This is a genomic window from Streptomyces sp. HUAS MG56 (assembly GCF_058673395.1).
Genome location: NZ_CM178722.1, coordinates 8,623,255 through 8,647,085 on the forward strand (window position 1 = coordinate 8,623,255; position 23,831 = coordinate 8,647,085).

Consider the following 23,831-nt stretch of genomic DNA (forward strand, 5'->3'; position numbering starts at 1 on the left):
ATTCGGGGGCTTCGGCGCTACGCTGCCCCGGTCGGCGGTGTGACGGGGAACCGGGGGTGCGGATGGCGGCTGCGGACGACACGACCCCGGGCGAGCGGGCCCGCCGGGATCTGCGCGGGGCGCTCGCGGACGGTGCCGGAGCCGCGGCGGCCCTGTCGGCGCTCGGTGCCTCGCTCCGGTGGGCCGCGCAGGAACTCGCACAGGCGCGGGACGGGGACGGCGTCGCCGCGCTGGAGGGGCTGTTCGGCCTGTTCGACGCGCTGGAGGAGTTCCCGGCGCTGGCCGAGCAGGCGCCCCGCCTCGTGGCGGCCGCCCGGCCCGGCCGGCGGCCGGCGGAGCAGCTGGACGAGCGGCTCGCCGAGCTCACCGCGCTCCACGGCCGGCTGCGCGACGACCGTGCGGCCCTGGAGCGGCTCGCCACCACCGAGGAGGAACTGCGTCGGCGCCTCGCGGAGCACGGGGAGTTGCGGGAGCGGATCGCGGAGCTGCGCCGCCTCGAACGCCTGGTGGACACGCTGGACGCGCTCAGCGGACAGCAGCAGGTGGTGGACGAACGGCTGACGCTGCTGCGCTCCCGGGACACCTCCGCCGAACAGACCCTGGCCGCGGACTGCGGCGCGTTGGTCCGGCTCGGCGAGGACCGGCTGGACGCGCTGGCGCCACGGACCCGCGAGGCGCTGCGCCAGGCCGAGGAGACCGGCGAGCGGCTCGCCGAGGAGGAGCGGGAGCTGGCCCGGGTCACCGCCGAGCTGGACGAACTGCGCCGGCGCCTCGACGCGGTCCGCGCCGAACTCGGCGAGCGCGTACCGCAGTTGCGGCGCCACGCCCAGGCGGACCGGGAGCTGGCGCAGGCACTGTCCGCATGGGGTGACGACGATGAGGCACTGGCCCGTGGCGACCGGCTCACCAAGAACGGTACGGCCCTGGGGCGCGCGCTCCTCGACGCCGGTGACGTGGAGCGCCGCCTCGCCGCGATCGACCGGGTGCTGCGGGACGCGCTGGAGTAAGGGAGGGGAACGGAAAGAAAAGGCCAGGCGAGGCCAGGCAAGGGGGGTGGTCAGCGGCCGGGGGCGGGTACGTCGTCGGCGGTGAAGGCGGAGTGGTCGGTGGTGGTGGGGGCGGTGCGCAGGCGGCGGGCGAGGCGGGCCTCCATGGTGGCGAGGAGGCCGCGGATCTCGCGGGCGTTGCCGAAGCCGCCCGGGTCGATGCGCCGCCGGGCGTCGAGCCAGCGTCCGGCCCGCTCGGCGACCTCCGGCGTGAGGACGTAGCCCTCGGCCCCGGCGCTGCGGCGCAGCACTTCGACGAGTTCCTCGGTGCCGTACGCCGGGAACTCCACGCGCAGGGTGAAGCGGGAGGCCAGGCCGCTGTTGCCGCGCAGGAACTCGTCCATCTCGCGGGGATAGCCCGCGGCGATCACCACGAGCCGGTCGTTCCAGTGCTCCATCTCCCGGACCAGGGTGTCGACGGCCTCCCTGCCGAAGTCGGCGCCCTGGATGCCGGAGCCGGACGTGAGGCTGTACGCCTCGTCGATGAAGAGCACCCCGTCGAGCGCCTCGTGCACGGCCTCCCGGACCCGGGGCGCGGTCTGGCCGACGTACTCGGCGACCAGGTCGGCGCGTGTGGCCTCGACCAGATGGCCCCTGCGCAGCAGTCCGAGGTCGCGGAGCATCCCGCCGACGGCCCGTGCCACGGAGGTCTTCCCGGTGCCGGGCGGCCCCGTGAACAGCAGGTGCGGGGGCGCCGGCAGACGCCTGCCCCGGGCCTGGCGCAGCCGGATGCGGTCGGCGAGGTCGGTGATCGCCTCGCGCACCGAGGCGAGGCCGACCATGCCGTCCAGGTCGGACAGCAGGGCCCCGTCGTCGGGCGGGGGCCCGGGCAGCAGGGCGCGGTACTCCTCCGGCAGGTCGTCCACGGTGAACGGCTGCTCGGTGTCCTCGCCGACCCGGACGGCCCACTCGGTGAAGATCTGCTCGCCGAGGTCGCGCATGGTGCCTGCGTTGCCGAAGTCGGGGCGGCGGGTGGCGTGCAGCGCGGTGACGACCTCCAGCAGCCGGTCGGCCGACGCGTCGTCCCAGCGCAGGCCGCGGGCCGCCAGGTAGCGGAGCAGGATGGTGTGCAGCACGTCCGGCGGGTAGTCGGGAAAGGCGATCCGTTCGCGGAAGCGGCGGGCGAGGCCGAGGTCGGCGGCGAGGAACTCGTCGATCTTCTCGGGGTATCCGGCCGCGATCACGACGAGCCGGTCCCGTTCGTTCTCCATGCGGGCGAGCAGGGTCCGGATGACGTCCATCAGGAATCCGGGGCCCTCCTCGCCCACGCCGTGCACCTCGTCGACGAACAGCACCCCGTCCAGGGCGTCGTTCACGGCGGCGTTGGCGAGGGGGGTGCTCTGCCCGACGTAACCGGCGACCAGGTCGTCGAGCCGGACCTCCACCACATGGCCGCGGCGCAGCACGCCCAGTTCGCGGTACATCTCGCCGACGAGCCGGGCCACGGTCGTCTTCCCGGTACCGGGCGGACCGGCGAACAGCAGGTGCGGGGAGGCCGGTTCGGCGCCCGTGCCGCGCCCCAGGTCGTCCAGCCGTCGTTCGGCGGCGATCCGGCTGCGCAGCCGCCGCAGGTGGGTCTTCACCGGCTCCAGGCCCGGCAGGTCGGCCAGTTGCTCCTCGGCCGTGCGGATGTCCGGGCCGGCCGGCGCCCCCGGCCGGTGTCCGGCGGACCGGGGCAGCCAGCCGCGCCCGGCAAGCTCCTGGCCGCTGAGCGGGGTCTCGCCGAGGGACAGCAGACGGCTGCGCCAGTTCTTCACGGTGAGCGGCTGGGCCGCCATCGCCCGTACCACGGTGTCCAGTTCGCGCCAGTCGCCGATGCGCAGTCCGTGGCGCAGCCGCAACCGCTGGACGAGGCGGTGCAGTTCGGCCTCGTCCGGGAAGCCGACGTGGACGGCGGGCGCGGCCTGCCGGCGCAGCCGGGCGGCCAGTGCGGGGTAGCCGTGCAGCGACTCGACGTACTCCACACAGGCGTTGAACGTCGGGCGCGCGAAGACCAGCACGACCGGGTGGTCGTAGTCGCCGTGCCGGGCCCAGTCGCTGAAGAAGGTGTCCAGCGGGCGGGTGGCGTCGGTGTGCCGCAGGGTGCTCTCCGCCTCGGTGAACACCACGGCCGTGCGGCGCGGGGGATTCGCCAGGTACCCGGACAGGGTCATGACGGTGAACGGGTCGGACAGGGCGCGCGGCGGCCCGCCTTCGGCGGACGGGGCGGTCGACTCCGCCGCGGGCGCGGCGTCCCGCGGCGGTCCGGGCGGGCGGACGACCACCCGGCCGAGCGGTCCGCGCAGCCGGGCATGGCGCATGAGGGGAGGCCCCGCGGGTCCTGTCCCCGCCGACGCGTCCGATGCCCGTGACGGTCCGTCGGCCGCGGAGCGGCCGGCCGGCCTGGACCGGGCCTCGGACTGCGGGTCCAGGAAGTACAGCGGCCGGCGCTGGGAGCTGTAGGCCACATACGCGCAGGACTCGGCGCGCAGCACATGCCACAGTGCCGCGTCCAGGTTCCGCTCCCGGTAGTCGGCGCCGACGAAGGTGTCGTCGACGCCGGGCCCGTACACCACGGTGAACGGCTCGCCGGCGCCGAGGCGCAGGCCGGCGAAGCGGGAGCCGAGCCGGCCCGTCATACGGCGCCGTCGGCCGGGAGCGTGCGCGGCCGGGCGGCGGGCCGCCGGAACCGGTCCAGGTCGGCGGCCGCCGGATCCGGGACGCCGGGCTCGCTCTCCAGCGCCCCGGTCGGGTGCCCCGCCTCCTGGAGCGCGTGCCGTACCGCCTCGGCCCGGTCCCGGAGTTCCCGTTCCGAGGCCGTGTCGTGGTCGTAGGACAGGACGCGCAGGACCTGCCCGGTCTCGCCCTCCGGCGGGGGCAGGATCTGCACCACGATCCTGTTGCCGTTCGCGTGCTCCAGCACCGCGTGGTACGAGCGGCGCTGGTCCTCGTCCTGGTACTCGCCGTCCGTCAGCTCGTAGGCGCCGATCCGGGAGAGTGTCCCGGCCACCGAGTCGGCGAGGTTCACGCGCAGCTGTGAGGCGAGCTGCCGCATGCCGGCCAGGTCCACGATCTCACCGAGCCGGTCCTCCAACCCGGCTGCCGCAGCGGCCAGTTCGCGCTGTTCGGCGGTGGTCGTGGCGTCGTCCCGGGCCCGGGCCAGCGGCTCGGCGGTCTGTTCGCGCAGCTGTGCGAGCTCGCCCTCCGACCAGTGGTCCACGTCCAGTTCGACCCCGTGCAGCGGCTCCCCGTCGGGTCCCATGACCGGCCTGACCTCGTTCTGCGTGATCAGCGTCTCCACCAGGACCAGGGCCTCGACGGCGGCGTCCTGGGCGAGCCGTCGCTCCAGCTCGCGGTGCTCGATGTCGAGGCGCAGCTCGCTGAGGTCGAGGTAGGCGCCCTGGGCGAGGGAGAGCGCGGCCTCGTACTGGCCGGCGTCGCTGTTGCGCCGTGCGGTGGCGAGGTCCAGGCGCAGCCGGTCGAGCCGGCCGGGGGCGTGCCGCTCGTGCGGCAGCGTGGTGTCGATGAGACCGGCCATCGTGGTGCCGTCGGCGAGCCAGTCCCGGGCGGCGTCCGCGGCGCGCTCGCGATGGCCGGCGAGCTCGTCGACGCGTCCGGTCAGGCCGGCGATGTCGCGGCGGCGCTGGTCGCGTTCGGCCGCGAGTTCGCGTTCCAGGGCCGCGCGCTGCTGGGCGAGCCGGGTACGGGTGTCGCGTTCGAGCCGGTCCGCGGTGCCGCGCAGCTCCTGCTGCAGGCGCTCGGACTGCTCGCGCAGCCTGCGTCCGGTGTCCCGCTCCAGCCGCTGTGTGTGGGCCGCGAGCCCGGACAGGGCCTCCTCCGTCCGGCGGGCGCGCTCGTTCAGCTCGGCGCGGGTGCGGGCCTGGTCGGTCTCCGTCTGCCGGCGGACCTCGTCGAGGAGCCGGGGCATGTCGCGCCGGACCTGCTTGAGGTTCTGGGCCGCCCGTTGGGCCTGGTACCACTGTGTCTCGTCCACCAGGATGCGCTTCTTGCCGCTCATGTCAGTCGTCCTCGCCTGGTCGGTCGGCCGCGAGCCGCGCCCGGGGGTGCCGGGGCCTCGCGTCGGGTGTCTGGGGAAGGCACAGCCGTGAACGGGCCTCGTCCACGGCGGAGTCGAAGGCCGCGAGCAGCCCGGCGGGCGGGACCCCGACCAGCAGGGCGGCGGGCCCGTCCAGGGCGATCTCGGCGGTGCGGGGCCCGTCCGTGAAGTCGTAGCCGCAGTCGGAGAGCCTCGGTGTGAGGTGGTGGACGCGCTGGTTGCTGCTTCCGCGCAGCCCCTTGCCGTCGTCCAGCCCGGCGACGTACCGGCCGTCGATCAGCACGTCGACGAGGCCGAGGAGTTCGGTGACCCCCGGTGCCGGTGGCCGGGCGCGCAGCCGTTCCAGGCGGTGGCCGGTGAAGCAGATCACCGAGAGGTCGCGCCGTGCGCGGGCCGCGCGGACCAGCGCGGCGAGCCCGGCGGCCTGGGCCATCGGTTCGCCGCCGGACAGCGTCAGACCGCGTACGCCGGGGTCGGCGAGCAACTCGCGGGCCAGCTCCGCGGGGTCCGCGCGGCGGGCGGGGCGGTCCGGGATCCACTCCGGTGCCAGACAGCCCGCGCAACGGAACGGGCAGCCCTGCACCCACACCACCGACCGCCGCCCCGGGCCCAGGGCGTGGGTGCCTACCCGGGTGGCGGCGACGTTGAGGTCCGGGCCGCTCACGGCAGGTCCCGTTCCGAGGGCGCGGGCCGCCCGGGCGGCGCCGGCGGCGGTGGCGGGGCGGCGCGCCAGGGCCCGTCCCCGTCGGGCGGCAGCGACCCGGGCCGCGGGATCGGCAGCGGGCCCGGCTGCGCGCCGGCGCCGGAAGCGGCCGGCGGCGCGGGCGGCCCGCCGCTGTCGGCCAGGTAGGCGAAGCTGATGCCGTTGATCACCACCGAGTCGCCGGGCCGGCACACGGCGTCCGCGCTGCGGGCCGCGGTGCCGTCCGGGCTGTAGCGCAGTTGCAGCGCGATCCCGCGCGTGCCGTCGGCCGCCCGGAACCGGCGGCCGTACACGCGGCCGCGGCCACCGATCCGGGCCGGTGCGAGCGTCAACTGCCGCCCCCGCAGGACGATGTGGTCCTGCGGGCCGCCGCCGAGCGCCGGGGACAGCACCAGGCGGCCGCTGAGGGCCGCCCGGTTGCGCCGCAGCCACAGCAGCAGCGCGGCGAGGAGGACCGCGAGGGGGACGCCGGTCAGCAGGGGCAGGGCCAGCGGCGAGCCGACCTCGGTGCGCAGCCGCAGGCCCGTGGCCGGTCCGTCCACCGCCGCCGGCACGTCGAACCGCACGTCGTCGAGGGTGGCCGCCCAGGGCGTCGTGACCCTGCCGTGCACGGTGACGCCGACCTCGGCCCGCCAGGTCCGCCGCACCGGCAGCAGTCCGGCGTCGGGCCTGCCGCGCACCTGGACGGCGAACCGCCGTGCCGCGCCCGGCTCCAGGGTCACCCGGTCCGGCAGGCCGGTGACGGTGAGCGGCTGTCCGTTCACGCTCGCGCCGAGGCCGGTCACGGTCAGCGGCAGCCGCTTGGTCGTGGCCGTCAGCGTCAGGGTGGCCGCCGCCCCGCCCCGGCCCAGCTCCAGTGTCCCGGCGGGCGACAGCGTGGCGGTGACGCCCCTGCCCGCGTCCTGGGCGATCAGCCGCGCGGCCTTGCGCGCCCGGGCCTGCTCGGCGGCCCGCCCGAGATAACCGGCGAGGTTCTGCACCGAGTCCGGCCGCAGCTCGGTGGTGTCCGGCACGACGCGGGACAGCTGCGCGGTGCCGGACTCGTCGGTGGCCAACGGCAGCGAGTAGGCGGCCAGTTCGTGCCGGCCGGCCAGCTTCTCGGCCCGGCTTCGCAGCGCGTCCCACGCCGGCCCGGAGGCCTTGGGGTACCGGGAGCCCTCCGGCGGATCGTGCCGGCCGTCGGTGAACATCACCACGGAGCCGACGCCGGCGGCGTCGGGCCGCTCCAGCTCGGCCAGGCCGCGGTCCAGGGCGGCGCCGATATCGGTGTGCACGCCGGAGGGCCCGGCCTGCGCGGGCAGCCTGCCGATGACGGCCTTGGGGTCGGACGGGTGCCCCAGATAGACGGTCTCGGCCGTGTTCCCGAACGTGAACAGGGCGACGTAGTCCTGCGGCGACAGGCCCTTCAGGAACGGCAGCAGCGCCGAACGGACCGACGAGTACCGCCCCTTGTCCATCATCGAGCCGGAGACGTCGACGAGTACGACGTAGTCGGCGGGGACCTGCTCCAGGCCGAGCGCGGAGTAGATCGCGGCGCGGCTGGGACCCGGTGCGGCCGGGGCCGTGCCGGCGGCCGCGGGGGCCGCCCCGGACGGCGCGACGGCCAGGGCCGTGAGCACCAGGGCGGCGAGAGCGACGGCGGCGCGGTGGACGGCACCGGCCCGGGCGCGTCCCGGACTCGGGCTGGGCGGCGGCTTGTTCATCGAAGGCGAGCTCCTCGGGCGCGACGCGGTCGGGGGCGGTGGGGCCGGATCAGGTGTCGGGCGGGGCGGGCAGGGGGCCGAGCGGAACGCGGGTCTCGGTGTTTGGACCCTCCGCGACCGCGCGCAGCACCAGGGCCGCCGCCCCGTCCGCGCCGACCCGGACGCCGACGCGGCAGAGCCCGGCCGGTGCGCCGGGAGGCAGGGTGACGTCCGGCAGCGGGACCGGCCGGCCGTCCGGGCCGACGGCCTCGACCCGCACCGGGCGCCCGGCCGCCGTGTCGGGGAGCACCTCGGCCGGCCGGCCGTCCCGGACGGCGAACACGGTGTCGCCGCCGGGCTCCAGGGCCCCGGGGGCGGCCAGTTCGAGTGCCTCGGTGCACAGCCGTCCGGCCACCCGGCGGTGGGTGCTGATGCGGACGGCGTACGGGTAGCGGTCCCCGGGGTCGGCGAGCCCGGCCGCGACCAGGGCGCCGCCGACCGCCGCCGCGTACCCGGCGTCCACGTCCGCGGGCAGGGGCAGCAGCCGGTGGCTCTCGGCCAGCTGCCGGGTGAGCGGTTCGAGCCGGGCCAGCCCCCCGGCGAGCAGCAGCGGGGGCGGCTCGGCCGCGCCGGCCGGTGCGGCGACCTCGGCCACGGCCCGCCGTACCGCGTCGATGAGCGGCGGCAGGGACGTCCGTACCTGCCCTGCGGTGACGTCCCGGCCGGACAGGAGGTGGACCGGGGTGTCGTCGAAGGGGTCGGGCCTGCGCACGGCCCGGGCCACGGCGAGCCCCAGCCGGCGGCCGCGGGGGTCGGCCAGGCGCGCCGCGGCCAGGTCGCGGTGGGCTTCGTCGGTGTCGCGCAGACCGGCGGCGTCGAGCAGCGCCGTGTCGAAATCCGCGCCCAGCAGGCCGGTCGGCCCGGTCGCCTCGGCGGTGGCGCGCACCAGCACCGAGGAGCCGGCCCGGGTGCAGAGGGCGGCGTCCGCGGCGCGGGCCCCGGCATCGCACACGAGGTACTCCCCGGTGTCCGCCGGTCCGCCCGGGGTCTGCCGGACCAGGGCGAGCAGGGCGTGGGCGGCGTCGATCGCCCGGGGCCGCGGACAGCCCTCCGCGGCGAGAGCGGCCGTCGCGGGACCGGCCAGCGCGCGGGCGGTGCGCCGCGGCAGGACGACCACGGCCCGGGCGGGCGGGCCGTACCGGGCGAGGTAGGCGCCGTACGCCTCGCGCAGCGCGGCGACGGGCCGGCCGCGCGTGGCGGCGGACAGCGGCAGCCCCTCGCCCGGCACGTCTGCGGGCAGGTGGACCGGGCGGGCAGGCCCGGCACCGGGCCCGGCGACGGCGAGGCGCGCGTAGCGGGTGCCGATGTCGAGGGCGAGGGCGTGCGGCGGGCTCATACCCGGTCCTCGCCTCGGCCGCGCCGCCCGAGCAGCCGGGAGAACACGCCCCGTTCGGACTCGCCGGAGGTGCCGGACGCCGGGTGAGCGGGGTCGGGGTAGGACCGGCGGCCCCCGGCGGGATGCTGTGTCCCCGGCGGGTACGACGGCCGGTGGGCGCCGCCGGACCCGGCCTGGCCGGGGAACGGGGGAGGAGCTGTCGGCTGCTGGCGCGACGGCTTCTGCCGCAGGAGCTTGATCGCGTGCTCGACGCTGTCCTTCAGCTCCCGGTGGCAGTCCAGTGCCCGCTGCCGGACCGGTTCGCCGAACCGCAGCTGGGAGACGGAGTAGTAGAGCAGGTCGCCGAGCGCCTGGTGCGGGGCGGTCCGGTTGAGGTGCCCGGCCAGCCGGTGCACGAAGTCGCCGCGTCCCGCGTGCTCGTGCAGCCAGGGCCTGATCGCGTCGAGCACGGCGGAGGGGAACTCGACGGTCTGCTGGGCGTGTTCGGCGTACCGGGAGTGCGGGCTCGCCCGCACGATGGCGTCGCCCAGGTGCTCGGGAGCGGCCGTGCGGGCGGCGACGAGCCGGCGGATGTCGGCGGTGTGGGCCAGCCACTGGAGGTCGGGGCGGTCGCGCAGCCGCTGCTCCCACGGTGCGGGCATGTCGCGGGTGAGCCAGTCCCCGGCGTGTCTGAGCAGCTCGGCGATCCTGTCGAGCAGCGGACCCTCCAGGCCCACCAGGCCCTCTGCGCCCGGCTCCTGAGGGTATGTCAGTTCCCACAGGAGCGGATACGGCACCTGGTCGAGCCGTTCCCCGACCAGCCCCTCGGCCAGCCGGCCCTCCCCCCGGCCCCGCAGCCCCAGGTGCGGCAGCTGCTGCCTGAGGACACCGGCGTACTCGGCGCCCGCCGCGCCGTCGTCCGCGAAGAGGCGGGCGCGCTGCACGCTCCCCAGCAGGGGAAGCTGGATCAGATCGGCCCAGGCGGCGTGCCTGCCCGCGACGCCGCGCTGTTTCGGTACGAGGACGTCGACCCGCCGGAGCAGGAAACCCCGGTCCTCGTCGGTGCCGGCCAGCCCCGCCGCGACCTCGTACAGCTCCGGGTGGAGCCAGCAGAGCACGTCCGGATTGCCGGCGTGAGCGGCCAGGCGCAGGCCGGTGCGCCAGGCCGTCGGGGAGATTCCGGCGAACGCCTCGATGCCCTGCCCGTCCGGACCGGCCGACGGCTCGCGGTGGATCAGCGCGGCGCCGTGCAGCCAGTCCGGGGCGCTCTGCCGGTCCGCCTCACCGGGCCGCCGCAGCAGGTCACGGACCAGCCGGTCGTCCAGCGTCCGATGTTCGGCGTTGACGTCGAGCCAGGCCAGCGCCAGCTCGGGGCGGCGCGGCAGGACGGACTGCACGGCCGCCACCGTGCTCTCGTCCAGCCCCCGCTGCACGGCGTGCAGCAGCGCGCCGCGCGCGAGCAGGCCGTCCGGCGCCTCGGCGGCGGTGCCCGCGTCGAGGTAGCCGGCCAGGACGGCGGCGTGGGCCTGCCGGTCACGGGACGCCGCCGCCAGATCGAGGACGGCCCGCACCCGCTGGACGGTCTGCCGCTCGACGGGCCAGGAGTTGAGTTCGTCGGCGAGGGCCGCGCCGGTCCGCGCGGACCAGTGCTCCAGGAGCAGGGCCCGGGCCTGCGCGCGCTCCGCCTCGGGCAGGGCGCCGGGCGGAGCGCCGGGCAGGGTGCAGCGCGCCAGATGACGGGCCACCGTGGCGGCCTCCCGCTCGTCGAGGCTCGCCAGCGGGTGCAGGCTCAGCAGCCTGGCCACGTCGCCCAGCCGGCCGGCGCCCCGTTCGATGTCCGCCACCACCACGGCCCGGAGGTCGAGGTCCCGCAGGTGCCGCAGCGCCTGCTCGGCGTCCTGCGGGGTCAGCGGGGCGCGATGGGAGAGCAGATGGGTGAGCAGCGCCTCGATGCCCACCTTCTGCCGCAACCGCAGCAGTTCCGCCAGATAGGCACGACCCTGGGCCGAGCCCGGCCCCTGCGGCGGCGGCCCCGCGAGCACGGCGTGGCACTGGCTGCCCCGGGGACGCAGCGCGAAGGTCAGCCGCAGCTCGTGGTCGGCGCCGTGACCGGCCCAGGTCGCGGCGGACAGCCAGGCCCTGCTGCCGTACGGCAGCAGGGCGCAGATCCCGTCGAGCACGGCGACCCGTGTGACGGCGCTCAGACCGGCGTGCTCCGGCGACAGCGTGATGGCCACGTGCCGCCCCTCCAGGAGCAGCGCCGCGGACCGCGCGGCCCACTCGAAGCCGATGTCCTCCTCGATGTACCGGGCCAGTTGGGCGACCCCGGCGGGCCGTGCGGCGAGGACGAGGTGGGGCGGGTGTGCGGCGTCCGCGTCCACGGCCGGCCACGCGGCGTCGAGGGCGGCGTCGTACAGCGAGGTCCAGGTGAGCCCCGCGTCACCGGCCGGCTGCCAGTCGAGGAGCAGCAGCCGGGCCGAGTAGCTGATCCGGCCGGTCGCGTCCCGCCCGCCCGACCAGACGGTCTCCACCAGGCCGGTCACGGGCCGGCCGGCCTCCGTGCCGCCGAGGAACGCCACCCACGGCAGTGCGTCGGGGGCGTGGGCGCGCTCGGCGCGTGGCGTCTCCGTGGACGCGGCCCAGAAGTACTTCTGCGCGATGCGGGGTTCCACGCTGCCCGCCTGTACGTCGTAGGCCACCTGACCCGGTGCCTTGCCCTGCAGGGACCAGGCGGCGCGCACCGGGGACCCGGCCGGTGGCCCGCTCACCTGCGCCCCCACCGGGGCCTGCCGGTGCGCGGCGGGCGTCCGGCCGTGCCCCGCAGACCCTCCTCCAGCGTCATCAGCGGCTCGATGACGTTGATCGGCGTCGGCGGAGAACTGCAGATCCGCTCGCCGTCCGGCTCCACGTTGACGTAATTGCGGTAGTCGAACTGGTTGTTCGGGTTGAGCCGGAAGCCGATCGCGGAGCTGGCGTGGAAGGACATCCGGTCGGGGTGGAAGAAGTTGCCGAGGGCGTCACGGACCAGGCGGGCGCTGCCGCCGCGGAAGCTTTCGCAGATCCAGTCGAAGAAGCCGTGCGCCTGATGGTCCGGGACGCGCGGGACGGCGCCGACATGCTCCTGGGTGACCCAGCCGGCCCGCAGCGCCGGCTCGAAGACGTCCGGGTGGTCGAACTTGGTGATGCACACCGCGACATGGTGCGGCAGCCGGCCGTTGCCGAGGAGCCGGCCCTCGTCGCGCACCCGGGCGGCCATCTGACTGGCCATTCCGTAGAAGTAGTTGATGCTCGCGGTCTGCTGGTTGGCGTCCAGCAGCGGGTCGAAGAGGTAGACGAGACCGCCACAGCTCGTCAGGTGGGTCACGGCCTGTTCGTGCAGGTCCTCGCTGACCTGGTTCGAGCGCGGGTTGAAGGCCTCTCCGGGCAGGTCGAGCACCTCCAGCGCGAAGGTGATCCGCCGGCGGGTACGCAGCCCCCGGGCGGGCCGCGTCTCACCGGCGAACGACCATCTGAGGTCCCGCTGGGCCCGGGTCGCCTGCGGGAACACCTGCTCCGACACCAGCTGGTCCACGCTGTCCTGAAGGAACTCCGCGGAGGAGGGGTCCATCCCGGCGACCACCCAGTTCACCTGGCCGCGTCGCTGGTGCTGCATCGCGGCGATCGGCACGGCGCCGAGGAACGTCGTCTTCCCGGACCCGGAGGCTCCCCACACGCCGATCCTGACGCCGACGGGAGGAGCGCCCCGGAGCGACGGAATGGCCAGCGGCGGCGCGCCCAGGTCGGCCACGGTGTGGGTGTCGGCCGCGGTGTGGGTGTCGGCGCCGGGCAGGCGCGGCTCGGCCGCGGGCAGGGGCGGCAGCGGGGGAGGCGGTTCGGCGCTGCGGGGCGCGCCGTCGAGGGCGAGCGACTGCCACGCGCGGTTGCCCCCGTGGTGCCCGTTCGGGGGCTGCCCCGGGTCCGGGGAGCGGGCCTCGTCCTCGTGGTCCCAGGAGCCCGGGTCGGGTCGATGAGGCGTCGTCATGGAGTGCGTCAGCTCCTCGGTGGGTCTGGTGGGCGCGGGGGGAGAGGCGGTGCGGCGAACGCGAGCGGGCTGCCGTCGGTGCCGTGGGGCTGCCCGGCGGTCAGGGCGAGCGCGGCCCGCTCCGCCGAGTCGGTGCCGGGCCGCAGGACGAGGCCCTCGGTGCCCGTCAGGTCCTGCCAGGTCCGCTTGAGGTAGTGGCCCAGCCGGTGCCCGCTGGGCACCCCGGCGGCGGGCGCGGTGAAGGGGGCGGCCCGGATGCCGACCCGCACCCCCCGGTGCCGCAGGGTCCCCAGTTGCTCCCGCCAGTCCACGGCGCGCGGGCAGCCGGGGACGAGGCCGTCCTGGGCGGGCAGCGCGGGCGGCCGGCCTCCGACCACCAGGAGGACCCGGTCGAGGGAGTCGGTGCGCGGTCCGGCGGTCATGCGCGCGGCGGCCTTGAGCGCGTCCTCCAGCGAGGAGGTGAGGGTGTCCCGGGACCGTATCTCCACGGGCAGCTCCCGCAGTTGGCGCAGTGCCCGGCCGGGCGGTCCCGGCGGCACGGCCCGGATGAGCCCCCGGGCGGGCTGGTGGGCGTTGCGGGGCGCGTGGTCGTAGTAGCCGATCACGGCGACCCGCAGGCCCCCGCCCGCGCCGGCATGGCGCTGCGCGGCACGGATCAGGTCGTCCGTGAAGCCGACGCGCTCGGCGACCTCGCTGTCGGCGGTGCCGGACATCTCCACCGCGCACAGGAGTTCCAGGGGCCGGGGCCGCCGCAGGCGCCGCGGCATGCGGTGGACCAGGTCGTGCAGGTCGGGCTCCGGTCCGTGCGCCGTCTCGGCCAGGACGTGGCCGCCGGTGCGCACCTCGATCTCGCCCGGTCCGTGCAGGACGAAGGTGAGGTGCGCGGAGCCGAGCGCGGGCAGTTCGACGCGGGGCAGCCGGACCAGCGGGGGGTGCCGGTCCTGCGGGCGGTAGCGGCCGGCGAGCAGCGGCAGGACGACGGGCAGGGTCGCGGACGGTGCGGCGACAGCGCCCGCCGCGGTCCCCGCCCCGGCGGACGGCGGGGGCATGACCGGGGGACCGCCGTGCACGGTGACCGAGGCCGTCCGGGTCTCGCCGGGCGCCAGCCGCAGACCGGCCTCGAACAGGACGTGGTGGGCGAGCTCCACCGGAACGTGGTCACCCGCGCCGTGTCCCGCCCGCGCCAGGAGCAGTGTGTGCGGCTCGCGCAGGGGCGCACCGCGCAGCACGTCACGGACCCGGGCCGTGGTGGCGGCCGCCGTGCCCGGACCGGGCGCGGCGGCCGGGTTGCCCTCGGCGCGCACCGCGCACACCTCGTACAGCACGGCGGCGGCCCGGTCGAGGAGGGTCCAGCCGGTGCCGCCGCGCAGCAGCACCACCGCGGTGCTACGGGTGCCGGTCACCTCGTCCGCAGGGGGGACGACTGCGCGCAGCCAGCCGCGCACGGCCCGGTCGAAGCCCAGGCGGTCCACCGGTTCCACGGTGCCCACCCCACCGGCGAGCCGGAACCGACGCAGGGCGTCCGCGGTGCCGAGCTCCTGGACGAGCTCCGTCCAGGACGTCTCGGCATGCGCGGCCGTGTGGGGCAGACCGGCGGCGTCGGCGAACACCCGTACCACCGAGGCCTGTTGGGTGCCGAACTCGACGAACAGCGCCTCGGGCACCTCCCCGGTGGTGAGCCCGCGCAGCAGATCGGCCAGGGCGGGCGGTCCGGCGGTCACCGGGGGAGCGGAGGCAGGCCGCGGGCCGGGGCCGTCGGCGGGGTGCGGAAGGCCGGAGGGGTGCGGGACGGCGGCGGGGTGCGAAAGCCCGGCGGGCGGTGGGCGAAGCAGCCCGGCCAGCTCCGAGCGCCCGGCGGCGTCGCTCAGCGTGCGCCGGGCGGCGTCGAGATCCCAGGTGTGCGCGGCGGCGGCCAGCTCGTCCGCCGCGCACCGGTGGTCCTCCTCGGTCGCGGCACCCAGGACCGGATCCCCGAGGAGCGGGAACCCGCAGACCCGGCAGCGTCGTTCCTCCCCTCCCGGGTGAAGGCACACCGGGCAGGGCACCACCGGGCCGGACCGCGTCTCGTCAGCTCCGGAAGAGAGCGCCACGATCGCGGCACCGTCTCACAGCGACCGTGGGCGAGGTACACACCGGGAAACACCTTTGATCCATGTCACAACTGCCCCCTTGCCTCTCTCGGGCCGAGTAGAGCCCGATGAGCCATCCAGTCATGCCGTGGTCCCACGGACCACTGGTAGACGCCCCGTGTGATTGCGCCGGTTCCCGCCAACGGGTTGCTCATTGTCCCGATGGTGTTCCCGCGCCGCAACGGGTCCTGGGGTTTCGGGCGGCCGGCCGTGGCGTGCGCGCACGGGCGGGCGCGACACGGCCCGGCGGCACGGGGAGCCACGCGTTCCGGTGTCTCCCGCACCCCGCCTCCGCGTCACTCCGGATCCCCCGAGCCCCCACCCGGCGGCCGGGCATAGACTCGGGCCGCTGTACCCCAAGGGCAGGGCGCGACGCGGGAAGTTGGTGTCCATGAGCGGGGAATGGGCGGGAGCCGGGCTGCCCCCGGCGGCGGCCGCGCGCATCGCGGAGGTGCGGAGCAGCGGGACGTGGTCCTCGGCGCTGTCCACCGGCGCGTTCGCCGCGCTGCGCGCCGTGGGGTTCGAACCGGTGGGCCAGGTCATGGGTTCGGCCGTCTACCACGTGGGCCGCAGCGGCCGGTACTGGGGCTATCACGACTGCCTCTACCGGGGCATGCGGTACGCCTTCAGCGGTGCCCCGGCACCCGTCGCCCTCTCCGGAGGCGGTGCCCCGTCCGCCCGGCTCGTCGAGGTGCTCGACGGGGCGCGCCGCTCGGCCCTCGACCGGATGGCCGCCGAGTGCTCGGCCCTCGGCGGCGACGGCGTCGTCGCGGCACAGCTGACGGTGGCGCCCTTCGCGGCCCAGCCCAACTGCCTGGAGTTCAAGGTGATCGGGACCGCGGTGCGCGCGGCCGGTACGGTCCGGGCGCCCCAGCCGTTCACCTGCCACCTCGACGGCCAGGGCTTCGCGAAGCTGGTGACCGCGGGCTGGGTCCCCGTCGAGCTGCTCTACGGAATGTCCATCGGCGTACGCCACGACGACTACACCACCCGCGCCCAGACCCGTTCGTGGAGCAACACCGAGGTCAGCGGCTGGAGCGAGCTCGTCCAGGCGGTGCGGGCCGACGCCCGGGCGCACCTGCGCGCGCAGAGCGGCCGGCGGGGCGGCGACGGCGTGATCCTCGCCGCGGGCGACCTGCGCATCTGGGGCGAGTCCTGCACGCGCGGCAGCGGCAACAACGAGCAGAAGGACCATGTGGCCGAGGCGACGCTGGTGGGCACCACCGTCGCCCGCTTCACGGCACGCGAGGAGCCGCCCCGCACCCTCACCGTGATGCCGCTCGACCCGGAACGACGCCGGCGGACCATGCGCCGCACCGCCACCGACATACGATGAGGGGAACCCGCTCATGACCGCCTTCAACCCCGCCGACGGCACCGCTCACGGCCTGTCCGCCCAGGGGGTGCCGGCCGACGCGATGCGGCGGCTGGCCGAGCTGCAGCCGGGAAAGCCGGGTTCGATCTTCACCAGCGACCTGTCGGTCAACGAGTTCCTGCTCGTGCGCGAGGCGGGATTCCGGCCCATCGGCCTCGTGCTGGGCAGCTCGATCTACCACGTGGGCATCCAGCTGGGCCGCTGGGGCAAGAACCAGGAGCTGACGACGCTCAGCCAGGCGATGTACCACGCCCGTGAACTGGCGATGACCCGTATGGAGGCGGAGGCGGCCCAGCTGGGCGCGGACGGCATCGTCGGGGTGCGGCTGAGCGTCGAGGCCCGTGAATTCGGCACCGACATCGCGGAGTTCATCGCCGTCGGCACCGCCGTCAAGGCCGACCACCCCGCGCCGGGCGCGGGCGGCGGCAGCTGGCGCAACCTGAAGGGCCAGCCGTTCACCTCGGACCTCAACGGACAGGACTTCTGGACGCTCATCCGCGCCGGCTACGCCCCGCTGGGCATGGTGATGGGCACCTGCGTCTACCACATCGCGCACCAGCGGATGGGGCAGATGTTCTCCAACATCGGCAAGAACGTGGAGATCGAGCAGTTCACCCAGGCGCTGTACGACGCGCGCGAACTGGCGATGGCGCGGATGCAGCACGAGGCGGAGGAGCTGCGGGCGGAGGGCGTAGTCGGTGTGCAGCTCAACGCGCACAACCACCGCTGGGGCGGCCACGCCACCGAGTTCTTCGCGATCGGCACGGCCGTACGGCCGCTGCGTGAGGACCATGTCATCGAGCGCCCGACGATGGTGCTCGGCCTGGACGGCTGAGCGTACGGCCCAGCAGACTCGGAACGACCGCACACCACGAGAGGCCCCACGATGACCTCCCCACAGGACCCCGTACCGTTCGAGCCCGCCGGGGCGTCGGACTCCGTCGAGCTGCTGACGGCCGCGCTGCGCAGGGACGCCGCCGACCTGGAGGTGTACGCCCGGGTGCTCACCGGGACCCTCGCCGAGGCGCTGCCGCCGGGCTCCGTCGCCGTCGAGCGCAGACGCGGCCTGGCGGACCGGCTCGCGGGGCGTGCGGGCCGTGTCGAGCGGGTCGAGGTCCTCCTCGGCGAGCAGCGTCTCGTGCTGGACCTCGCGGGCGCGCATCCCCGGGGCGAGGTGTGCAAGGAGGTCCGCGGCGTGGTGCTTTCGCGGCGGCCGGTGGCGCTCGACGAGTGGGTGCGGGAACTCGCGGTCGCGGTCGCGGCCCGAGCACAGTCCGACGCGCGGGCGCGGGCGGCGCTGGAACGGCTGCTGCTCGGCGAGTAGCGCCACGCCCTGCGCCGCCTACGCCGCGCCCTGCGCCACCTGCGCCGCGGCCGGCCACCTTCGCGGGAACCCGGAAAATCACGTGCCCCGGCCCCGTCCCGCCTCGTACTGTCGGGACACGTCAGACACAGAACGGATCAGACACAGGACAGAGGGGAGCCGGCCGTGCGTGCACACAGCGCTGTCGTCGCTCCCCGTTGCCGGTACGAGGTGATCCTCGTGTCCTCGTCCGACCGGTGCCCGCTGCGCGGCCGGCACCGGACCCCCGTGACGTCCCGCTGACCTCTCCTGCCCGAACCGGCCACGTGCCGCCGGGCCGTGACGCCGGCGTGCTCTTCAGGGCGTACGGGTACATCGCGCCGCCCTTTTCTCCGCAGACCGGAGAGGCTCCGAACCCCAGAAAGGCCCCGGGCCGTGCGCACGCACATCACCAGTTCCGCCACCACTCTCACCGCCGTTCGCAACCTCGGCATCCTCGCCCACGTGGACGCGGGCAAGACCACCGTCACCGAGCGGATCCTGTACGCGACGGGCACCACCCACATGCGGGGCGAGGTGCACGACGGCACCACCGTCACCGACTTCGACCCGCAGGAACGCGATCGCGGCATCACCATCTTCGCCGCCGCTGTCAGCTGTGCCTGGGGCGGCTGTCGCATCAACCTCATCGACACCCCCGGCCACGTCGACTTCGCCGACGAGGTCGAGCGCTCGCTGCGGGTCCTCGACGGGGCGGTCGCCGTGTTCGACGCCGTCGCCGGGGTCGAGCCGCAGAGCGAGTCGGTGTGGCGGCAGGCCGACCGGCACGGCGTCCCGCGCATCGCGTTCGTCAACAAGCTGGACCGCGCGGGCGCCGACCTCGACCGGGCCGTCGCCTCGATCCGGGAGCGGCTGCACCCGGCGCCGCTGGTCGTGCAGCTGCCGATCGGCGCCGAGGACGCGTTCACCGGTGTCGTCGACCTGGTGCGGATGCGCGCGCTGACGTGGGACGACGCGACCGGTACGGCGGTGGAGGGCGTCGTGCCCGAGGAGCTGCGGGAGGAGGCCGTACGACGACGGCGGGTGCTGGAGGAGGCGGTGGCCGGGCTGCATCCGGGGGCGCTGGAGGAGTTCTGCGTGCAGGACACGCTCCGCTCCGCCACCCTCACCGCCGCCCTGCGCGATCTCACCCGCACCGGGGACGGCGTGGTCGTCCTCGCCGGCTCGGCCTACCGCAACCGCGGCATCGAACCGCTGCTGGACGCGGTCGTCGCCTATCTGCCCTCGCCGCTGGACGTCCCTGCCGTACGCGGCGTGCACGCGGGCGGCGAGCAGGAGCGGGCGGCCGATCCGCAAGCCCCGTTCAGCGGGCTGGTGTTCAAGGTGAACGCCGGTACCACCGGACGACTGGCCCACGTCCGCGTCTACTCGGGCACCCTGGAGAAGGGAGACACCGTGCGCGAGCAGGGCAGCGGGCGCACCGAGCGGGTGGCGCGCATCCTGCGCGTCATGGCGGACCGGCATGTCCCGCTCGACCGCGCGGTCGCCGGGGACATCGTGGCCCTCGTGGGCGTGAAGTCCGCGCGGGCGGGCTCCACCCTGTGCGACCCCGGTGCCCCGTTGCTGCTGGAGCCGCCGGCCGCGGCCGAGCCCGTGGTGTCCGTTGCGGTCGAGGCCCGGCGGGCCGCGGACACCGGCCGACTGGCGGCGGCGCTGGCCCGGCTGGTCGAGGAGGACCCGTCGCTGGTGGTGCGCACCGATGCCGAGACCGGGCAGACCGTGCTGTCCGGGATGGGCGAACTCCATCTGGAGGTCGCGGTGGAGAAGGTGCGGCGCGACGGCGGACCGAAGGTCACGGTGGGGCGGCCGAGGGTCGCCTGTCGCGAGACGGTCGTCGCGGGAGTGACGGGGTTCGGGTACCGGCACGTCAAACAGGACGGCGGTGCGGGGCAGTTCGCGCACGTCGTGCTCGACGTGGCGCCGCTCGGACCCGAAGTCGGCGCCACCGGCTTCGAGTTCCGCTGCACCGTCACCGGCGGGTCCGTACCGCAGGAGTACGTGCGGGCGGTGGAGGCCGGGTGCCGGGACGCCCTCGCCGAGGGGCCGCTCCACGGGCATCCGGTGACCGGGCTGCGGGTCACGCTCACGGACGGCTCCACCCATGTGAAGGACTCCTCCGACACGGCCTTCCGCGCCGCCGGCCGGCTCGGACTCCGCGCGGCCCTGCGTGCCTGCGGGACGGCCGTGCTGGAACCGGTCGCCGAGGTCACGGTCACCGTGCCCGAGGACGCGGTCGGCACGGTCCTCGGGGACCTGTCCGCCCGGCGCGGCCGGGTCGGCGGCTCCGAGAGGCGGCGCGGCGCGGCCGTCCTGACGGCGACCGTCCCGCTGGCCGAACTCTTCGGCTACGCCACCCGGTTGCGCAGCCGCACCCAGGGCCGAGGCACCTTCACCACCCGCCCCACTGGCTACGCCCCAATCCCCCGACCCCAACCGACCCCCACCCCCACCCGCTAGCGGTCCCCGGAGCCCGGCACTCCGGCCCTCCGGGCTCCGGGGACTCCAAATTCCCCGGCCTGCCCGGACTCCGGGTACCTGGGCTCCTGGTCTCCGGGCTCCGCAGACCTCGGGGCCCGGGTACCCGGGCCCTGGGCCCCACCCGCACCCCGACCCCACCCGCACCCGCACCCCGACCCCACCCCCGGCCCCCGCCCGCCCACGTCCACCGCCAACACCCTCACCACGCCCAACACCCCCTCCCGGCGCACGACTTCATCACGACTGTCCTCACCTGTGCCCAACCCCTTGACGGCTGCCGATTCCGAGGTTTAACTCACGTCCTAAATTAAGCCATGAGGAGCTTTCGGGAGTCGAAGGCGACGTCGTGTGACGTCGGCTCCCGTCGGCGGCCTCGGGGATCGACCCCCGGAAAGGGACACCAGGAGCCATGCGCAGAATCCGAGCCGCGGCCACCGGCGCCGTCGCCCTGTCTCTCGCCCTCGCGGCCACGGCCTGCGGCGGCGGTTCCGCGACCGGGGGCGGGTCGAACGACTCCCCGAAGACACTGACGTACTGGGCCTCCAACCAGGGCGCCAGCATCGCCGTCGACCAGCAGGTGCTGAAGCCCGAGCTCGACAAGTTCCAGAAGCAGACCGGCATCAAGGTCAAGCTGGAGGTCGTGCCCTGGTCCGACCTGCTCAACCGGATCCTCACCGCCACCACCTCCGGCCAGGGCCCGGACGTGCTGAACATCGGCAACACCTGGAGCGCCTCGCTGCAGGCGACCGGCGCACTGCTGCCGTGGGACGCCAAGAACTTCGCGAAGATCGGCGGCAAGGACCGGTTCGCCGGCGCCGCGCTCGACTCGACCGGCGTCCGGGGCAAGGACCCGGCCGCGGTCCCGCTGTACTCGATGGCGTACGCCCTCTACTACAACAAGAAGATCTTCGCCGACGCCGGAATCTCCCAACCGCCCGCCACCTGGGACGAGTTGGTCGCCGACAGCAAGAAGATCGACGCGAAGGGCAAGTCCGCGCTCGGGGCCGAGGGCTCGAACCCCTCGGAGAACATCCACCACGTCTTCGTCTTCGCCCGGCAGCGCGGCGCCGACTTCTTCACCCCCGACGGCAAGCCCGACTTCACCGCTCCCAAGGTGGTCGACGCGGTCAAGAGCTACGTCGACCTGATGGCCACGGACAAGGCCATCCCGACCGGCGACGCCGAGTACGCGCAGAACCAGTCCGTCAGCGATTTCGCCAAGGGCAGGCAGGCGATGTTGCTGTGGCAGTCCGCCGCCGCCAACCTCATGTCCCAGGGCATGAGCGCCGACTCCTACGGCATCGCGCCGGTGCCCGTGCTCTCCGGCAGGCCCGGCAGCGGCACCCAGGTCGACTCGGCGTTCATGGGCATCAACCTGGCCGTCTTCAAGAACACCCACAACCTCGACGGCGCCACGCAGTTCGTGAAGTTCATGACCTCCGACGCGGAGCAGAAGATCCTCAACAAGGCCTACAGCTCCATCCCGCCGGTCACCTCCGCGCAGGCGGACGCCGCCTTCGGCACGCCCGCCGACGCGGTGCTGAAGAGCACCCTCTCCGCGTCCGCGGCCGCCATGCCGCAGGTCCCCTCCGAGTCGCAGTTCGAGACGACCGTCGGTACGGCCGTCAAGGACCTCTTCGCCGACGCCGCCGCCGGCCGCGCGGTGACCACCGGCTCGGTCAAGGCCGAGCTGGAGAAGGCCCAGCAGCAGATGCCGGCGGCGTGAGCGGGCCGATGACGCCGCCGCCGATGACGACGACCACCGCCTTCAAGGAGCCGGTGCGCGAGGGACCCCCGGGCGCGGCGGCGCGCGAACCCCGCCGCCGCACCGGGCGGATCCGCCGCGCCGCTCTGCCCTACCTGCTCCTCCTGCCCGCCCTCGTGCTCGAACTGCTCGTCCATCTCGTGCCGATGGCCGTCGGTATCGTGATGAGCTTCAAGGAACTCACCCAGTTCTACATCCGCGACTGGGGCACCGCCCCCTGGTCAGGCCTCGGCAACTACACGGTGTCGGTGGACTTCGACGCCCCCGTCGGCAAGGCCCTGCTGCACTCCTTCCTCGTCACCGTCGGCTTCACCCTGCTCTCGGTCGCCCTGTGCTGGCTGACCGGCACCGCCGCCGCCGTCTTCATGCAGGACGCCTTCCGCGGCCGCGGCCTGCTGCGCACCCTGTTCCTGGTGCCGTACGCGCTGCCCGTCTACGCGGCCGTCATCACCTGGGTGTTCATGTTCCAGCACGACAACGGCCTGGTGAACCACGTCCTGCACGACCAGCTCCACCTCACCGACCGGCGCTCCTTCTGGCTCATCGGCGACAACAGCTTCTACGCCCTGCTGACCGTGTCGGTGTGGAAGGGCTGGCCGTTCGCCTTCCTCATCGTGACGGCCGGGCTCCAGAACATCCCACGGGAGCTGTACGAGGCCGCCGCGCTGGACGGCGCCGGGATGTGGCAGCAGATCCGCCGCATCACGCTGCCCTCGCTGCGCCCGGTCAACCAGGTCCTCGTCCTGGTGCTGTTCCTGTGGACGTTCAACGACTTCAACACGCCGTACGTCCTGTTCGGCAAGTCCGCCCCGGCCGCCGCCGACCTCATCTCGGTCCACATCTACCAGGCGTCCTTCGTCACCTGGAACTTCGGCACCGGCTCGGCGATGTCCGTCCTGCTGCTGCTCTTCCTGCTCGTCGTGACGGGCGGGTACCTGCTGCTCACCTCGCGCCGACGGAGGCCCGCCCGTGGCTAGCGCCAACTCGCCCATGGCACCCCCGCGTTCGTTCCTGTGGACCCGGCGGATCTTCCTCACCCTGCTCACCGGCTTCGTGCTGATCCCGGTGTACGTGATGGTCTCCAGCTCGCTCAAACCGCTCGCGGACGTCACCGGGAAGTTCCGCTGGCTGCCCAGCGGCCTGACGATCCGGCCGTACATCGACATCTGGTCGACCGTCCCGCTCGCCCGCTACTTCGTGAACTCGCTGATCGTGGCGGGCGCGGCGACCGTCTGCTCGGTGGTCATCGCGGTGTTCGCCGCCTACGCCGTCAGCCGCTACGACTTCCGCGGCAAACGCGTCTTCACGGTGACCGTGCTGTCGACGCAGATGCTCCCGGGCATCCTCTTCCTGCTCCCGCTGTTCCTGCTCTACGTCAACATCGGCAACGCCACCGGCATCGCTCTGTTCGGCTCCCGCGGCGGCCTGATCCTGACGTATCTGACCTTCTCCCTCCCCTTCTCCATCTGGATGCTGATCGGCTACCTCGACTCCGTGCCGCGCGATCTGGACGAGGCGGCACTGGTCGACGGCTGCGGCCCGCTCGGCGCGCTGCTGCGGATCGTCGTGCCCGCCGCGATCCCCGGCATCGTCGCGGTCGCGGTCTACGCCTTCATGACCGCGTGGGGCGAGGTGCTCTTCGCGTCCGTGATGACCGACGACACCACCCGCACCCTCGCCGTCGGCCTCCAGGGCTACTCCACCCTCTACGACGTCTACTGGAACCAGATCATGGCCGCGTCGCTGGTCGTCAGCGTGCCCGTGGTGGCCGGGTTCCTGCTGCTCCAGCGCTATCTCGTCGCCGGTCTGACGGCGGGCGCCGTCAAGTGACCGATCCCGCGTACTCCGAAGGGACTTC

General features: G+C 74.8%; 16 protein-coding genes. 8 read left to right on the forward strand and 8 right to left on the reverse strand.

Annotated elements, in window-relative coordinates; genetic code table 11:
* Positions 1-62: 62 nt before the first annotated feature.
* On the forward strand, positions 63-1,007 hold the full coding sequence (locus tag AC4OXY_RS39910) for a hypothetical protein (RefSeq protein ID WP_491992163.1): 945 nt from the start codon (positions 63-65) through the stop codon (positions 1,005-1,007).
* Positions 1,008-1,057: 50 nt separating this feature from the next.
* On the opposite strand, the gene AC4OXY_RS39915 is transcribed toward AC4OXY_RS39910, so the two are convergent.
* The 8 genes from AC4OXY_RS39915 to AC4OXY_RS39950 are packed head-to-tail and all read right to left on the reverse strand — an operon-like array spanning position 1,058 to position 14,953.
* Positions 1,058-3,664, reverse strand: coding sequence for an AAA family ATPase (locus AC4OXY_RS39915; RefSeq protein WP_491992164.1), 2,607 nt, complete (start codon positions 3,662-3,664; stop codon positions 1,058-1,060).
* Positions 3,661-5,043: a hypothetical protein gene (locus tag AC4OXY_RS39920; RefSeq protein ID WP_491992165.1), complete on the reverse strand. Its 1,383-nt coding sequence runs from the start codon at positions 5,041-5,043 to the stop codon at positions 3,661-3,663. Before AC4OXY_RS39920 ends, AC4OXY_RS39915 begins: the two co-directional genes overlap by 4 nt.
* 1 nt (position 5,044) lies before the next feature.
* Complete coding sequence (locus AC4OXY_RS39925; protein ID WP_356025601.1) at positions 5,045-5,746, reverse strand: 4Fe-4S single cluster domain-containing protein; 702 nt, start codon at positions 5,744-5,746, stop codon at positions 5,045-5,047.
* The gene (locus AC4OXY_RS39930; RefSeq protein ID WP_491992166.1) at positions 5,743-7,488 is read right to left on the reverse strand and encodes a vWA domain-containing protein; all 1,746 of its coding nucleotides are present in this window, start codon (positions 7,486-7,488) and stop codon (positions 5,743-5,745) included. Before AC4OXY_RS39930 ends, AC4OXY_RS39925 begins: the two co-directional genes overlap by 4 nt.
* 49 nt (positions 7,489-7,537) lie before the next feature.
* Positions 7,538-8,863: a hypothetical protein gene (locus AC4OXY_RS39935; protein WP_491992167.1), complete on the reverse strand. Its 1,326-nt coding sequence runs from the start codon at positions 8,861-8,863 to the stop codon at positions 7,538-7,540.
* Complete coding sequence (locus AC4OXY_RS39940; RefSeq protein WP_491992168.1) at positions 8,860-11,610, reverse strand: hypothetical protein; 2,751 nt, start codon at positions 11,608-11,610, stop codon at positions 8,860-8,862. Before AC4OXY_RS39940 ends, AC4OXY_RS39935 begins: the two co-directional genes overlap by 4 nt.
* A complete protein-coding gene (locus tag AC4OXY_RS39945) occupies positions 11,607-12,863 on the reverse strand; it encodes a hypothetical protein (protein WP_491992169.1) in 1,257 nt (418 codons plus the stop codon). The genes AC4OXY_RS39940 and AC4OXY_RS39945 overlap by 4 nt, the downstream gene beginning before the upstream one ends.
* 8 nt (positions 12,864-12,871) lie before the next feature.
* Positions 12,872-14,953 (reverse strand): hypothetical protein, encoded by a 2,082-nt coding sequence (locus AC4OXY_RS39950; protein WP_491992170.1) that lies wholly within the window; start codon positions 14,951-14,953, stop codon positions 12,872-12,874.
* A 430-nt stretch (positions 14,954-15,383) separates the two neighbouring features.
* Here AC4OXY_RS39950 and AC4OXY_RS39955 point away from each other — a divergent pair, with 430 nt between their 5' ends.
* The 7 genes from AC4OXY_RS39955 (at position 15,384) to AC4OXY_RS39985 (ending at position 23,803) form a co-directional block, all read left to right on the forward strand.
* Positions 15,384-16,328, forward strand: coding sequence for a heavy metal-binding domain-containing protein (locus tag AC4OXY_RS39955; RefSeq protein WP_356025588.1), 945 nt, complete (start codon positions 15,384-15,386; stop codon positions 16,326-16,328).
* A gap of 13 nt (positions 16,329-16,341) precedes the next feature.
* On the forward strand, positions 16,342-17,202 hold the full coding sequence (locus AC4OXY_RS39960; protein WP_491992171.1) for a heavy metal-binding domain-containing protein: 861 nt from the start codon (positions 16,342-16,344) through the stop codon (positions 17,200-17,202).
* 51 nt (positions 17,203-17,253) lie between these two features.
* Positions 17,254-17,691, forward strand: coding sequence for a hypothetical protein (locus tag AC4OXY_RS39965; protein ID WP_356025583.1), 438 nt, complete (start codon positions 17,254-17,256; stop codon positions 17,689-17,691).
* 414 nt (positions 17,692-18,105) lie between these two features.
* Positions 18,106-20,187: an elongation factor G gene (fusA, locus tag AC4OXY_RS39970; RefSeq protein WP_491992172.1), complete on the forward strand. Its 2,082-nt coding sequence runs from the start codon at positions 18,106-18,108 to the stop codon at positions 20,185-20,187.
* A gap of 430 nt (positions 20,188-20,617) precedes the next feature.
* Positions 20,618-21,934 carry an ABC transporter substrate-binding protein gene (locus tag AC4OXY_RS39975; RefSeq protein ID WP_491992173.1) on the forward strand — a complete coding sequence of 439 codons (1,317 nt, stop codon included), beginning with the start codon at positions 20,618-20,620 and terminating at the stop codon, positions 21,932-21,934.
* 23 nt (positions 21,935-21,957) lie between these two features.
* Positions 21,958-22,950, forward strand: a complete 993-nt coding sequence (locus tag AC4OXY_RS39980; protein WP_356025574.1) for a carbohydrate ABC transporter permease — start codon at positions 21,958-21,960, stop codon at positions 22,948-22,950.
* Between the two features lie 13 nt (positions 22,951-22,963).
* Positions 22,964-23,803, forward strand: a complete 840-nt coding sequence (locus tag AC4OXY_RS39985) for a carbohydrate ABC transporter permease (RefSeq protein ID WP_356025818.1) — start codon at positions 22,964-22,966, stop codon at positions 23,801-23,803.
* The last annotated feature ends 28 nt before the right edge of the window (positions 23,804-23,831 follow it).